Source organism: Microbulbifer mixtoriginis (SeqCode) (assembly GCF_052467945.1).
Genome location: NZ_CP174328.1, coordinates 269,106 through 285,266 on the forward strand (window position 1 = coordinate 269,106; position 16,161 = coordinate 285,266).

Annotated in this window: 9 protein-coding genes; all 9 read left to right on the top strand. The window is 35.3% G+C overall.

Translation table 11 applies throughout. The features are described from left to right. Nucleotides 1-121 precede the first annotated feature (121 nt). The 9 genes from ACJJIJ_RS01190 (at nucleotide 122) to ACJJIJ_RS01230 (ending at nucleotide 16,146) form a co-directional block, all read left to right on the top strand. Entirely contained in the window at nucleotides 122-1,711 is a 1,590-nt protein-coding gene (locus tag ACJJIJ_RS01190; RefSeq protein ID WP_444938427.1) for a heparinase II/III family protein, read from the top strand. Nucleotides 1,712-1,839: 128 nt separating this feature from the next. Then, entirely contained in the window at nucleotides 1,840-3,678 is a 1,839-nt protein-coding gene (locus ACJJIJ_RS01195) for a coiled-coil domain-containing protein (RefSeq protein ID WP_444938428.1), read from the top strand. A gap of 13 nt (nucleotides 3,679-3,691) precedes the next feature. Next, entirely contained in the window at nucleotides 3,692-6,655 is a 2,964-nt protein-coding gene (locus tag ACJJIJ_RS01200) for a glycosyltransferase (RefSeq protein WP_444938429.1), read from the top strand. 108 nt (nucleotides 6,656-6,763) lie between these two features. Then, the gene (locus ACJJIJ_RS01205; RefSeq protein ID WP_252084736.1) at nucleotides 6,764-8,053 is read left to right on the top strand and encodes an alginate O-acetyltransferase AlgX-related protein; all 1,290 of its coding nucleotides are present in this window, start codon (nucleotides 6,764-6,766) and stop codon (nucleotides 8,051-8,053) included. 88 nt (nucleotides 8,054-8,141) lie between these two features. Continuing rightward, entirely contained in the window at nucleotides 8,142-10,349 is a 2,208-nt protein-coding gene (locus ACJJIJ_RS01210; RefSeq protein WP_444938430.1) for a glycosyltransferase family 2 protein, read from the top strand. A 1,812-nt stretch (nucleotides 10,350-12,161) separates the two neighbouring features. Next, entirely contained in the window at nucleotides 12,162-12,908 is a 747-nt protein-coding gene (locus ACJJIJ_RS01215) for an ABC transporter permease (protein ID WP_252084738.1), read from the top strand. Next, a complete protein-coding gene (locus tag ACJJIJ_RS01220; RefSeq protein WP_444938431.1) occupies nucleotides 12,905-13,564 on the top strand; it encodes an ABC transporter ATP-binding protein in 660 nt (219 codons plus the stop codon). The genes ACJJIJ_RS01215 and ACJJIJ_RS01220 overlap by 4 nt, the downstream gene beginning before the upstream one ends. A gap of 33 nt (nucleotides 13,565-13,597) precedes the next feature. Next, on the top strand, nucleotides 13,598-14,827 hold the full coding sequence (locus ACJJIJ_RS01225; protein WP_444938432.1) for a KpsE/RkpR family capsule polysaccharide export protein: 1,230 nt from the start codon (nucleotides 13,598-13,600) through the stop codon (nucleotides 14,825-14,827). A 74-nt stretch (nucleotides 14,828-14,901) separates the two neighbouring features. Continuing rightward, on the top strand, nucleotides 14,902-16,146 hold the full coding sequence (locus tag ACJJIJ_RS01230; protein WP_444938433.1) for a polysaccharide biosynthesis/export family protein: 1,245 nt from the start codon (nucleotides 14,902-14,904) through the stop codon (nucleotides 16,144-16,146). The last annotated feature ends 15 nt before the right edge of the window (nucleotides 16,147-16,161 follow it).

The following is a 16,161-nucleotide window of genomic DNA, read 5'->3' on the forward strand; positions in this document are numbered from 1 at the left end:
ATGAAAATATAATAGGAAGATTTTTTTGTTATTAAGGTTGTTTAATTAATATTCCTTATGATTAAGGTTGTGTGTTAAATATAAATTTTAGAGACAATTAAAAGAAAGAGTTTGCAGCAAGATGTCTATCAATAATCTGAAAATGGGTATTGCTTCAGAAACAAAACTATATATTGATAAAAATATATTTAGCAGGAATCAGACGGACTACAACAAGCTGAAGAAATTATTTTCGGAAAGAAAATATGAAGCCAATAGTTTTTCTGATGTGGATCTAGATGTTTTAAATTTCGACTGGAACAGTGTTAAATGTGACCGCAATTGGTGGTGGCAATTGCAGGCATTACCATTTCTGAATTGGTATATTAATAGTTATAAGGTACAAACCAAAGAGGAAAGATTAGAATATTTTTCTTTATGTCTTAAAGCAATTTTATGTTGGATAAACAATGGGAAAGACAACAAAGATTCTCCATTAGTTTGGCACGATCATGCATCGGCTTTTCGTCTTAAAAACTTAGTTAACTGGTTTATATTTTGTCAAGTTGCAGAGTTACCAGTTGGTGCTGATGTTAAAGTGAATTGGTTAGAAGATCTAGTTTTTGAGCATCTTGACTGGTTGCAAGATGATAAGAATTACTCCATTCATACCAATCATGGATTTGATCAGGCTATGATTGGACTAACAGTAAGCTTAATGTTCACACATGATAATTTTGAGTCCTATCGTAGGATTAATCGTGAGCGTTTAGAAAATGAGGTGACTTTTGCTTTCACTGTTGAGGGTGTTCATAAAGAGAATAGTCCTGGCTATCAGAAAGCAATGCTCGGAAGATTAAGGCAGCTAACTTCTCTATCAGTGTTTGGAGAAGATAAAGTAACGAAATTAGGGGAGCACTACATAGCGAAGGCAGAGTCCTTTCTTAAAGCAATAACCTTACCTAATGGTTATCTCCCGATAATTGGAGATACTCGAAGTGAGGACAAAGGGCTGGTTGATGATGAAATTCCTGAAGAGGGATATAGAGTCTACGACTATTCCTCTTCAGGTTACCTAATAGTTAAGGGTAAAATCAAAAAGAAGCACTCGTTCACCCTGATATTTAAATGCTGCCATGACTCTAATTACCATCGTCATGATGATGATCTGATGATTTATCTTCATGTAGATGGTGAGACACTTTTAGGTGATGGTGGACTTGGTTTACATGATGAAAAAAACCCTAAAAGAAAATACCTAAGATCCGTTCATGCTCACACAATGCCAGTCATTAATCGTCCATTCATCCGAGAAAGGTCAAAGTTGTCTTTACCTCCGAAGTTAATCCATGAGACAAATAAAAAAGTGCTGAGTGGTATAAGCTATGGATATGGTATTAAGGTTATGAGGGAAATTGATTACTCTAACCTAAATAACGGGTTATTGATTGTGAGGGATGAATGCGATGACCAAGATTTATCCTCTAACTGGATCATTGGTGATCGTGATATAACTTTATCAAACAAGGGAGTCAAGATTGAATTTACTAATTTCAGACTGGTTATTAGCTCTGACCAGTCGGAGTCAAAAAGAATAATGCGTGGTTGGTCTTCAAATGAATTGAGTACCAACTCAATTTTCTCAAAAAAATATGGCCAATTTTCTAAATGCAATAGAGTGCTGCTTGGTGGTTTGGATAAAAGTCTAGAAGTTAGATTGAAAATCGAGTAGTTCAAAAAGTAGAATTATTTTATATAAAAACAATGCTATGACAAAAAAATATTTGAGTAGAGTTGAAGTGTATTTTTAGCAATATTTAATGCTGTGCTTTTACCTAAATATAATTTGAGAAATTTCAGATGTCGACTAAAAAGCAAAAAAAAATATCAAAAAACTTGGCTAAAAAGCCAGCTATCAACTCTCTAGCCCAGAGTTCAATTTTTTGGCGACCGGATTATCTTCGACCTTCAGAGTGGTTAGAGCATTTACCTTTTTTGTTTTGGCTGATTGAGGCACATCAGCCACGGAAGGCAGTTTCTTTAGGGGCCACCTCAGATGTGGCACACTTCGCACTCTGTCAAGCGATAAAACACCTTCGCCTAAAGGCTAGTTGCTATTTAAGTATCGATGTACAGAATGAAACATCTGATGGTATAAATTACGAATGTCAAGATTACAATAGCCAATATTATAATACATTCTCATATATTCTTGAAAGTTCAATGTCTGATGTTGCAAGTCAATTTTCAGATGGCAGTATTGACTTGCTACTTTTTATCCCTACGGATGAACATGATCTTGAGAGTACAGTAGCACACTGGAAATCTAAATTGTCCCCACGAAGTATTGTACTGGTGCCAGGAATCTCTAAAAAGAATCCAGGGTGTGAGACTTTCCGGATTTTTGAGTTGTTAAAAGAGGAATATACCAATTTTTCTTTATACTATGGGGAAGGGCTGGGTGTTATCTCTATAGGAGATGAGATAAGTTCGACACTGATAAATTTATTTGATCGTGACGAGAATAACTCTTCCTGGCAAGTTGTTCGCGATAACTTCGCGAGATTAGGGCAAACCTATATTGATGTACTGCAGGCGAAAAAATATCAACAAAAAGTAAAGTCCCTAGAGATAAATCTTTTATCTAAAAAAGATAAATTAAAAAAATTGAGTGCAGAGTATGCAGGTGTTAACGCTGAGCTTAATTTACAAAGGAAGGAGCTTACTGATTTTAGCCAACGTATAAAACAGCGAGAGTTAGAGGTTGAACAAAATTTTAAAAATCTGGAGATTGAGAAAAATAATTTGAATTCGCAGATACGACAAAAAGACAAGGAGCTCGTTGAAAAAGATATTGCCCTTAAAGTACGTTTTGAGGAGCTGGCCACCCTCACACAGTTACTTGAGAAGATGAGGAAACAGGCAACTGAACAGCAAGAGTTGCAAAAAGACAGACATCTTAAGTCTGCAGAAAGTGTTCATAAATTAGAAAAAAATATTACTAGCCTTGAATCACAGTTAAAAACCCATGAGTCCAATTTAGAACAGATGAGGAAAGCTAAGCATGATTCAGATAAAGTAAACACAGAACTTAATTCTAGATATAAGGAAATTGAACAGGATTTAAAGCTTGTTAAAAATGAACGTGATAACCTAAACCAAGAGAAGAAATTACTCCAGGCGAAAATTCAATCTCTGAGAGATGATCTTTTAGAAGAAAAAAAATCTGTTGATGAAAGGTTTAGAGAGTTGTCTTTGTTGACAAGCCTACTTGAAGAAAAAGAACTTCAAATTAAAGAACTACGTAAAAAAAACTTAGACCCTGATGGTAAGGCTATATTAACTAATAATCTCACATTCAATGAACGTACCTTTTCAGTAGCCAAGATTTTGGGTAAAGGTTTAAAACAAAAACATAGGCAAAGAAAAGAATTACAAAAAATCATTAAATCAGGTTTTTTTAATGAAGAATGGTACCTAAGAAATTATCCTGATGTAGCATGTAATGAAGATGCAGCAAGAGATCCAGCCTTACATTACCTAAAACATGGTGCATTTGAGGGGCGTAATCCTGGCCCTGGATTTGATAGTCAATGGTACTTGGATACTAATTTAGACGTTAAAGATAGTGGCTTTAACCCATTATTACATTATATATCCATGGGTCGAAAGGAAGGGCGCGAGCCCCTACCCTATTGAATGGATTAAAAAAATGTTGAGATTGAAGCATCTTTTGCATTGGTATAAGAATAGGCGCAAAAAAAATTTTACTAATGTTAAGGATACTGTACCATGCATAGAGAACTTTGATCCTGAGTGGTATTTAAAGACCTATACTGATGTTGCTGCTTCGGGAATAGATCCTCTTTTACACTATATTAATCATGGACAATTTGAAGGTAGATTACCATATAATAATCGCGCTCTTGCTTGGGAATATCACCTGTGGCGCGGGGGGAATAAACTCTTATTACCAAGGCTGATTCGCCTTATAGATACACCGGATGCCACTAAGCTAGAGCGTCACTATGCAGCATGGGTTACCTCCCGTTGGTACGCAGTAAAAAATGACTGGCAGAAAGTGTTAAATATTTTACTGCGTTTTCATGAGAAAGGACTTTCCTATCCAGCTCATGCTGGTCCAAACTTACTTATGTTGGAGGCTGCACTTCGATGTGGACATTTGGATATTGCTCAAAATGAGCTTGACATATTAGCCCAGCGTTTTGGTGAGTGCGTTGATTTGAATCTAGCCAAATCTAATTTAGTAAGTCAATTAGATGGTACTCGGTCAAGTAGTCAGCTTAATTATCAGCGCCTGGAATTGATCAATAGTTTTCTTACTCGATACGAGTTGTGTAGATTGACCAATACTGGTGACGGCCTATTAGGCTTGGATACCATAACTCCTACTTTACCGATTACTATTGTAGGTGGGGAGTCTGATCCGAAAGTTTCGGTTATTGTACCTACTTACAACTCTGAGGATACATTGATTACAGCGTTAACATCACTATGTAATCAAACTTGGCGTAATCTAGAGGTTATAATCGTTGACGATGCGAGTACGGATGGGACTTGGCGAATACTAAATTCGTATTTAAGATGTAGTCATTTTCGTCCTGGGTTAGAGCTTCATCTAATTCGTCATCAAAAGAATCAAGGTTCTTATGGTGCTCGTAATACTGCTTTGGAGAGTGCGACAGGCGACTTGATAACCACTCACGACAGTGATGACTGGTCTCATCCTCAAAAGATAGAAATACAGGCCAAAGCTTTACTTCAATCAGAAAATGCACAAGGTTCTATTTCACATTGGGTGCGCGCTAACAACAATCTATATTTTTCTCGTTGGTTTCCAGATGAGAGTTGGGTACATCGCAATATTTCTTCATTGATGGTACGTCGCTCGGTAATAGATACTATCGGCTATTGGGACAGAGTGTCTGTAAATGCTGATACTGAATATTACTATAGGTTACTAAAGGTTTTTGGTGAGGAAGCTTTAGTTGAAGTGTTACCAAATATACCACTTAGTTTTGGCCGCATTACAAATAACTCCCTGAGTCAGAATAGTGAAACACACGTTAGCACACGTTTTGTTGGGCTTCGTAAGGATTATGAAGATGCTGCAAGGCGTTGGCACTCAGAAGCTATGGAGATGGGAGATCTTTATTTGCCGTCAAGTCCAAAGCACCGTCCATTTTTAGCACCTAAGGCTTTATGTCTTAATGTGAACAAAGTATTGAAGCCAAATCCTATGGATATCGTGCAGCAATCAGGACGTTTCAATCAATCATGGTACTTAGAAATGTACCCAGATTTGCAGAATTTATCCGAAGATCTATTCGAGCATTATTGGACCGTCGGTGCTTCAGAGGGAAGGGATCCAGGTCCAGATTTTAGTGAATCTGGTTATAGATACAAATATATGGAGTCCGGTAAAGATAATATACCAGCACTTTATCACTATTTGACAATAGGTATTGAAAGTCAATTTGAGCCTCTACCAGAGATTTCAGGGAAACAAGAATATCGACCGAAGTCTTTGAATATACTTCTGTGTGCCCATCAAGCTGGTGAGTTGTTGTACGGGGCAGAAAGAAGCTTCCTCGATGTGTTGTCTACTTTAAGCAAATTGAATGTTAATCTTATTGTAGCGCTACCAAGTGCTCTCAATAGTTTTTATGTTGGACAAATTAGGGATTATGCTTGGCGAGTGGTAATTCTTCCTTATGGCTGGTGGAAATTTGACCGGCCAGCAAACCATGTCACCTTAAGACAATTTGAGGCACTGATAACTCGATTCAATATCAAGGCAGTCTATACCAATACACTTGTACTTAATGAGCCTCTATTAGCGGCAAGAGCTCAGAAGGTACCAACCTTAGTTCATGTACGTGAATTACCACAACATGATATAGCTCTTTGCAAATTGTTAGAAACTGATGCATTGAATATTATTTCTCATGTTAAGTCACTAGCTGATATAGTGTTAGTAAACTCGGAAGCTGTTAAGAGTGAACTGGGCGCAGTTAATACGGTAGTGATACCGAATATTATAAATACAAATCAATACAAGACATCTATTGAGGCAGACAGTTCGAATGAGAGGATTGTTCGGGTAGTATTAATCAGTAGTAATTTACCCAAGAAAGGTTTATCAGATTTTGTAGATTTGGCAAGGAGACTTGAAAATAAAGCTATTCCTGCTGTCTGTATATTAATAGGTCCAGAGAATGATTACATTAAAGACTTACAAGTCAGTCAAAATCGGGGACTAATTACTAAGAACCTTAAATTCGTTGGTTATGCTACCAGCCCGCAAAAGGCCTTGGCCCAGGCTGATATTGTGGTCAATCTTTCCCACTTTCATGAGTCATTTGGTCGAACGGTATTGGAAGCTATGGCTTCTGAACTTCCTGTAGTTGCCTATCATCGTGGGGCTATACCTGAGCTTGTTCGAGATAATGACACCGGATTTTTGGTGCCTTTTGGCAATATTGATGAAGTAGCAGATAGAATTAATAAATTAGTAGTTAATAGAGAATTACGCTTACGTATGGGGAAAAGAGGTAGGCAGAGAGTGGAACAGCATTTCTGTGAGGCTGTTATGCTTCGTCAACTCAAAAGAGCTCTAGCATTAATAACAGAGCACGAACTTATACGAGAATAATTAGTATTGGTTTTTTAGAGTTAGTAAAGCGTTGTTAAAAACTAAAATATGTATCAAATTTCAATAATACCACTCTCGAATAATTGCCCGGAAGTCTTCCGGTGGTGTATGGATTATCCGCGTCGTGAACAGACCTATGATGCTGAAACTCTTTTGGGAAGTGGTTTAATTTTCCAAGGTTGGGTTCTGGCTAAAGAAGGCGCTACAGTTAGACCTTATATAAGATTGAATTCAAAGAAATATTATTTAAAGATAAATCTATCAAGGCCAGATGTCATAAGAAGAGTTTTAAATGAAGAGTCAAAGGGACATCCACGATTATATTGTGGATTTCGTGCAGCTGTACCGTTAAATAGTGATACTTGCTTTTTTGGTTTTGAAAATAATAAATGTGACTATGACACAATGCAAATTTTCATAGAAGGGAGTTTAAAGATTATTGAAGGGCATGATGGTTGGCTCTTTCTTGATAATGATACCAATCAGAGTGTCGAACAATTTACTGGAAAATTATTATTAGATTGGCGTGAAAAGCGGGCTTGGTATGATTATTTGGATTCTTTAAGTAAGTTAGCGGAGGAATATCTCTCTGCTCATTCAGTATTGATAGCACCAAGTAAAGAAATGGTGATGTCAGACTATTATCCTCATAGAAAAGGGTCAACGACCCCCGTAGAGCAAGTGGAGAAATTGGCAGATAAAAAGCATAATGTTGTGCATCCAGTGAAGAGAATGCAAGCATCAAAGGATAGAGTTTTTCGTGTATGTGATACCCACTGGACTCACAAAGGTGCACAATGTGGTTTATTAGCTGCTTTAGAAGTTCTAGGTTTGGATACCGTAGCAGTCGCGAGTTTATTTTCAGATGATAAATTTAGAGAGGTTGTTAGGGCGGGAGATTTAGGAAATAAGATATTTCCGAGGCGGACTGCTCGCGAGTTGATACCTAATGGTATTTCATATCGTCAATGGGTTCATTATGATAACCATTTACCTAATATGGGGCGGGTCCTGATTACTCAAAATAAAGAGGCCTTGGTTTCTGCCAAGTGTTTGATTTTTGGATCTTCATCTAGCTATACAATGCTGGATTATGTTTCTAGAATTTTTTCTGAAGTAATATTTGTTCATTCAGCTGGAAATATAGATGTTACTATACTCAATCAGGTACGTCCAAATTATCTACTGGCGCAAACTAATGGTCGCTTTGTTATTAGAGCACCAATAGTTGGCTATCGCCTAGAAGATGAAATTGAAAAAAAATGGGCTGGATTAAATGATAAAGAGCGTGAAGAAATAATAGTAAGTCAGGGTCAATGGATAGAAAAGTGGTCTAAAGACACTCAATTAGAATATTCTTACCCTTTAATTATATTCTTTTCTGTACAAAATACTTGACTTTAAGGCAGACAATAAAAATAAAATAATTTAAAATAGATTTTTAATTTAACTAAGACAATGAAATATATAAATGGGGCTCATATAGATGTATAAAGTAGCTAAGCGCCTAACTAATAATATTCCCCATTTAACAAGACTGGATTTACGCCCATTACTTCGCCCTTCCCAGGATATATTAACCGAGGCAAATAAAAATGGTTGTATTGTTGGGAAATCAATATCAAATCTACCTCTATTTACTATAGAGCAGAATAGACTTAAAAGGGGCTGGTATATGGTTGAAGTTTTGATTGAATCAGATACAAGCTATCTTGAGACCTTTTTCACAATTCATCATCAATCAGGGCGGAAATCTAAACAGTTGAATTTATCCGTACGAAATGGACGTATGGCAAAACGATTGATTTGGTTAGCCAGAGGAGAAGAAAATTTATCGTTTTCTCCGGCACAAAATAAATGCAATTTTATAATTAAGAGATTAACACTAGTTCGTGTTTCTAAGTTATTCGCACGCAATCGAATGCGTGCCCGGCTATCTTGCAGGTCACTTTCAGTTCCATCAAGATTAACTTATCGATGGGCATATTATGATTCCACTTTCAATCCTAATGGTGTCCGAATTTCCTATAGAGAGTGGATAAAAAAAGTTGAACCAGGCCTTTGGCCTAAGCTAGACGGTTTAACTGAAGTTAGTTTTACCATTTTGATACCAGTTGACCAGTCTAGTAATTTAGATAGCATTAAAAGAACTGTATACTCTATAATATCTCAAAAATATAAGAACTGGAACCTATTCATTATCCCAATGGAATTTCTAGATCGAAAGATAATCTCTAAGATTAAGTCTCTAATTGGTTATAATGAAAAAATCAGATTGATTGATAGAGTTAATTATAGACAATCGATTGAAAAAATTTTAAATAAAGATACCTACTATCTCATGTGCCCCCCTAGGGCGGTCCTTGCTAATAAAGCCCTTTCTTGTTTTGAATACATTTTACGTAAGAAACCAAAAGCGAAAATTATTTATTCTGATGAAGACATGCTTAATAGTGCTAGCCGAAGGTCTTCACCGAACTTCAAGTCAGCGTGGAATCCAGATTTATTCTATTCAATAAATTATATAGGTGAATTTGTAGTTTTTGCTCCTGGACTATTAGAAGCCTCTTCATTCAGTAACTTGAATAATGAGATGGCCTGGGATTACAACTTACTTCTTCAAATACTGAAAAAAATAAAGAAACCTAATGATTCTATTTTTCATATACCAAGAATTCTCTTCCATAGGTTTAGTGATTTTAATAAAGATCTTTACCTGGAAAGTTCAAAAAAAATTCTGAAACGATATTTTAATGATAAAGGGCAAAGGAATATTGAAGTTGAATATGAAAAAGATCAAGGTGCACTGTATGTACGTTGGCCGATTCTGAATGAAAATCCGTTGGTTTCCCTTCTAATTCCTACTCGGGATATGTTACCGATACTAAAACAATGTGTAGAAAGTATTCTCAAAAAGACTTCATATGAAAATTATGAAATATTAATTCTAGATAACCAAAGTAAAGACCCAAAGACGATAGAGTATCTAGAATACATAAAAAACTTTAATAAAGTGAGAGTTATAAAATATGACCAACCATTTAATTATTCAGCTATTAACAATTTCGGGGTGAAACATGCCCATGGAAAAATTATTGGTTTGATTAATAACGACATAGAAGTTATTTCATCGAATTGGCTAGAGGAAATGGTTGCTCATGCAAGCCGTCCAAATATAGGCTGTGTCGGGGCAAAGTTGTATTATAGTGATAATCGAATTCAACATGCTGGGGTTGTAATTGGACTTGGTGGGCTGGCAGGTCATGCGCATAAATTTTTTAAAAAAAGTGTGATGGGCTATATGAACCGATTAATTTGCACCCAAAATTTTTCTGCAGTAACAGCTGCTTGTTTATTACTACGAAAAGAAACCTATGAGAAAGTTGGAGGGTTGGATGAGAAAAATTTTGAAGTAGCCTTTAATGATGTGGATTTATGCCTGAAGGTCCAAAAAGCCGGTTTTCGTAATCTTTGGACACCTTTTGCAGAAATGTATCATCATGAATCTATTAGCCGTGGCCTTGATAACACACCAGAAAAACGTGCAAGATTTGAACGAGAAGCTACATGTTTAAAAAATCGCTGGAGAACTCATTTAGGTATAGATCCTTACTATAGCCCATTTCTTACTCATAAAAGAGAGGATTTCTCTCTCGGTTTAAATGAAGATATTAAAGCACCAATGTTCCGATAATAGGTATAATATTAATTTCAACTCATCAAGGCTGCAAGAAAATTATCTTGCAGCCATATAAATAACTTATATTATTTTAGACCATATCTGATAGATCCTTCTATAAAAATATAATTTATTGTTTTGATGCGCGTTTAAAAACAAACTAAGGATAAACCTCATGATCCTTACTAATGATCGTTACATTAACTAAAAATCGGATTGTTAAATTAGATATGGGAACATCTACGAAGCTTGGAATATGCTTAATATATCAAATGACTTTCACGTTCTATGCTTAAACTGCTGGTGTAGATACTCTTCTTGAGATGAATCTGCTGGTACCCAACCATAGAAATCAGGCAAACTATGTTATTGAAGTTAGCGTTTGTCTTTTTTGTAAGAGCTTGTCTATGGAAAACTATCCGTTTCCAATGAACTGCCTAAAGGCAGTGTATTTTTTTACTCTATTGGGGTTTTTAATACCTGGCTGTGGCATGACTTGGCTAAGTCTCAATTGTGATTAAAGACGCTTTAAGCCAAGGTACTCAGGAGGTGCCAATTCTTACGGAGTAGCAGGATCAGGCTTCGGATAGATAGCGACATCATGGTGGAGCCTGAGGGGAAATTGAAACTCACCATCCAGTCTATCTAGACTCGCGGGATATCTTGTATGTAGGAAAGTTTAAGGGGTTTGCCATTTTTAACAGCAAGGCTATATCGATGCTTTTTTAACAGAAATTTATTGCAAGCTGTATACCATCGAAATACAAATTACTTTTTAGGACTTTCTGAAGGGCATTGTATTTCCGTTTTATGCCATACATTATCTTACAGTTTTATGTTACCTGAATGATCGTAGAACAGAATATTGTTACAATCTAGTGTAACACGGCTATTAAGTATGAATGAAATATATACAGCAAGCCATTTACAAACCAGTGTATCGATGGAAGATTCCATAAAACTATTTTACAAGAGTTCTACCAACCATCATTATATCGAAAGATTTATCGGTCAACAGAGGGGTAAAAATTTAAACGAATGGTCTATCTATTATAATATTAATCGCACTTATCAAGCTAAAAGTGTTGTGCTGTGTATTGATAGTAACAGTTGAAGATGGGCAGGCCGTTTGAAAGAAAACGTATCAACCGAATCTGACTTGACATAACACATTCCGAAGTATTGGTAATTGTCAGATAAAGTCTGACTCATTATGTTTTAAGTTTAGAGTACTTCATCAAAACTGATATAAGTATTTTTCAATGTAATTTGTTATATTTGCCCTTAGATAACCTGTATTAATAAACCTTAATAAATATTTCATTCCTAGTATACTCTATCCCGTTTGCGGGTAGCTTGAATGTAGGAAAGCTTACAATAAAAGATCATTCTAAAATGAAAAATTTATTATAAGCCTTGGCAGTCGCTATTTCCTGTTCATAACTTCTAGATATAATAAATCCACGGAAGATATATAAGGTAAGGTCTGTTATATTCTTACAGACACCAATTCAATTGAATATCAATGTAATCACAGCATTTGATTAAGAAAATAAAAATTAACATGAATGTTGAAATTAATGATAGTTAACTTTTTTAAATAATTAGTGAGGATAGATTTTTTCATTAAAAAGAGCCAAAAGACGACACTATAATAATTATGGCGCCAATTTAAAATTTTAAGTGGCATTATCAGGAATATTCGCTATATATACGTATAACTTTAGCATAACTCTAAATAATAAGAGTGTACAAGAGACTAGTCGCTAGTATATGAGCATAAAAATTCCTACATCTAATCGAACTATATGGAAGATCCAGAGAGATGTGATCTACTCACTTCTCGTTCGTGAGATGAATACAAGGTTTGGTAAGTGGCGACTGGGTTATGCTTGGATACTACTTGAGCCAGCTCTTCATATTTTAATGCTGGCAGCAATATTTAATTTCCTTGATAGGAACTTTTATCCAGGTATTCCGACAACTTTATTTATGTTGGGAGGAATTGCACCTTTTTTATTTTTTAGTCACTGCTTTTATAAAGGAATTGCTGCTGTATCATCAAATCGTGGATTATTTAACTATCGTCAGTTACGACCATTTGATGCAATTTTGAGTAGAGTATTATTAGAGTTTTTTATTTATATCTTATGCATGCTTACGCTATTAGCTTTATTATCTTGGATTGGTATTAGAGCTGAATTTGGAGATTTTCTATTACTTATTCAGGTAAATTTTTTATTTTTATGCTTTTCTTTTGGGTTATCTTTGACATTAGCGGTCATTGGTGAGAAATTACCTGAGATGTCTAAAGTTCTTCCATTGATTGTAAGACCTCTTTACTTCATTTCAGGAGTATTCTTTTCACTTGAACAAATTCCTTCAGAATATCACAGCTACCTTGTTTGGAACCCATTAGTACATATCATAGAATTAACCAGAGAAAGTTTATTTAAAAGCTATCATGGAATTTTTTCAAATTTTAAATATTTAATATATTCGTCAATAATGATGCTTGCTTTAGGTCTTCTGACATATCGTGCTTTCTGGAAAGACTTGGTGCGTAGTCAATGATTAGGCTTGAAAATCTCACAAAATCGTATAAAACAAAAAACGAAAGGAAAACACTTTTTAAAAATGTTAATGCGATCTTTCCTGAGGGCAAGAATATTGGAATTTTAGGGCGCAATGGGGTTGGTAAGTCTACGTTACTTAGAATTATGGGGGGGATTGATTATCCAGATTCCGGTAGAGTAATCACAGATAAGAGAATCTCATGGCCAGTGGGGCTCTCTGGCGGGTTCCAGGGAAGTATGACCGGTAGAGAGAATGTGGCTTTTGTTTGCGGAATTCATGGTGTATGGGGAAAAGATAAATGTAAAATTATGAATTATGTGCAAGAGTTTTCTGAAATCGGCAATTATTTTGATTTACCAATTAAAAGTTACTCCTCTGGAATGCGTGCGCGTTTAGCATTTGGCCTAAGTATCGCCCTAGAATTTGATGTTTATTTAGTTGATGAAGTTATGTCGGTTGGGGACGTACACTTTAAAAAAAAATGTGAAGATATAATTAAAGAAAAAAGAAAAAAAGCAACATTTATTATTGTGGCTCATACGACTCAAGTTTTAAAGAAAAATTGTGAGATAGGAATCTACATTGAAAATGGAAAGGTTAGAATTTGTCAATCTATAAATGAAGCCATAAGCATTTACCAAAATAGTGTATAAATTTTCATAAATGATAAAACTTAAAGTTTAAATATGGATGTTAGAAGAGTGCTTAATAAAAACTGGTGGAGTAATAAAAAACATATTTACTTTAATTTACTTATTTCTTGGTATAAGAATATTTCTTCAAAAACAAAAAGTTTAAAAATAAAAAATAAACATAGATTACATTTACCTTGGTATTATGGCTTTACTCTGATTGTAATAGTACCCATCGTTTGTGTGAGTGGGTATTATTTATTTTGGGTAACTGATCGTTTTGTAAGTACTACACAATTAATTGTTAAAGATACATCGTCATCTCAAGGATCGTCAACGGGGATTAGTTTTCTTATACCTAGTATAGGAGTTGATAATCAAGATACATTTTTAGTTGTAAACTATATACAGTCACTTGATATGGCCTTGTATCTGGATAGGGAATTAGGATTAAAAAATTACTATAAAAGTAATCAGTATGACGTATTTTCCCGTTTGTATTCGGATGCAACACAAGAAGAATATTTAGAATACTATAGAAATCATGTAGATGTTAGTCATGATGAGACAAATGGTATAATTTCAATAGAGATGCAAGCTTATGAACCGATCTTTGCTCGTATTCTTGTTGAGACTGTAATACAAAAATCAGAATTATTCGTTAATGCTTTGAGTAATCAACTAGCCAATAAACAAGTTGACTTCGTAAATAATGAAGTAGAACTCTCTCAAAGAAAATTGAGAAATATAAAACAAGACATCCTAGATTTTCAGAATAGTAATAATTTAGTTAGCCCCGAAGAGTTAACGAAAGGGATAAGCAGTATTATTCAAGGATTAGAGACGCGATTAGCAGAAGAGCGCGCCAAACTAACAGCCGCCAAAAGCTACTTAAATACTGATTCATCACAAATAATATCAATTCAAGCTGAAATTGGCGCCTTAGAAAATCAAATTAAAGTAGAGAAAGTTCGATTGGTTGGTATAAGTGACGAGAAAGGTGAACAGCGACTCAATACTCTAAGTGCACACTTTCAGAATCTTGAATTAGATCTACAATTTGCTACTGATGCTTACGCCGCATCACTAAAAGCTTTGGAAAGTGCAAGAATGGAAGCTTCTGGTAAGTTGAAACATCTGATAGTAATTACACGGCCTTCATTGGCAGAGGAGGCTGAGTACCCACATAAAATATATAATTTAGTAAGTTTAACGGTGATTTTAATCTTATTATATGGTGTTGGAATTATGCTGTCAGCCAGTATTCGAGATCATCGTATGTAATTTATAGGCTGAGTTTTCATTATCGAACAATATGTTGAGCTATTCAATAGCTATAAAGGAAGCCTTGTAGAATCATGATACCTATTAATAGAGTAAAGAAAAATATTTTATCCCTGATAATAACTTTACTGATCATTTTGGGTCATGGGCTGGCTTTTGCATTAGAAACCCAGTTAGTAGATGGTATAGATTCTCAGCCCACACCAAAAAATGAGATACCAATTTTTGGTCAATCGTTATTTCAGGGAACATTTAAGGATCAGCCATTCAATGGTTTCAACCCGGACTACAGAATCACGATTGGGGATCAGATTAATCTTCAATTATGGGGCGCTTATAGTTTTAGCGCAACTTTAACTGTTGATCCAAAAGGAAATATTTTTGTACCAGAAGTAGGACCGGTTCATGTAGCTGGAGTACAAAATGGCGACTTAAATAATTTTGTGTTACGCCATGTGAAGCGTGTTTTTAAAAATAATGTACAAGCCTATGCGAACTTGGAAGCAAGTCAGCCGGTTAAAGTGTTTGTGACAGGGTATGTAAATAATCCTGGTTTATTCAATGGTTTTAGTTCGGATTCAATTCTGTATTATTTGGATAGTGCTGAAGGAATAAGTTCACAAAGTGGTAGTTTTGTCGATATAAAGATAATTCGAAGGGACAAAATAATACAGGAAATAAATTTATATAGTTTTATTGTAGATGGGATAATGCCTGCCGTACAGCTGCGAAATGGTGATGTAATAGTAGTTGGTGGAAAAAAAGGATTTGTTACGGTTAAAGGTGCAGTTCAACAGTCGGCTCAACTAGAATTTATCGGTCCTTATACACAATTAGGAGAGATGTTATTAGTTATTAAGCCAGATCCTCTTGCAAATTTTGCTCGTATTACTCAGGTAGTTGATGGGGTCAAACAAGCAAGTTACCAACCCTTAACTAATGCAATGACAACACGCCTTTACCCAGGCGCAATTGTAGAACTAGTCCGCGATAATGATATTCATTCGATTTCAGTAATTGTTTCTGGTGAATTAGATGGCCCCGCTACTTATGTGCTTCCATATGGCGCAACACTTGAAATGTTGATGACAAAATTAAAATTTCGTGAAAATGCTGATCAAAATTCTATTCAGTTATATCGAAAAAGTGTTGCTGAAAAACAACAGGTTGCATTGGATAGATCACTAGATGCTTTACAAATGGAAGTTTTAACTCGTCAACCGAAAACTGATCTTGAAAAAGATGCTCAGAAAGATAACGCTTTAATGATTCAAAATTTCATAAAAAAGCTCGAAGAGTCATTCCAAAAGGGCAGGTAGTAATTGCTAATAACC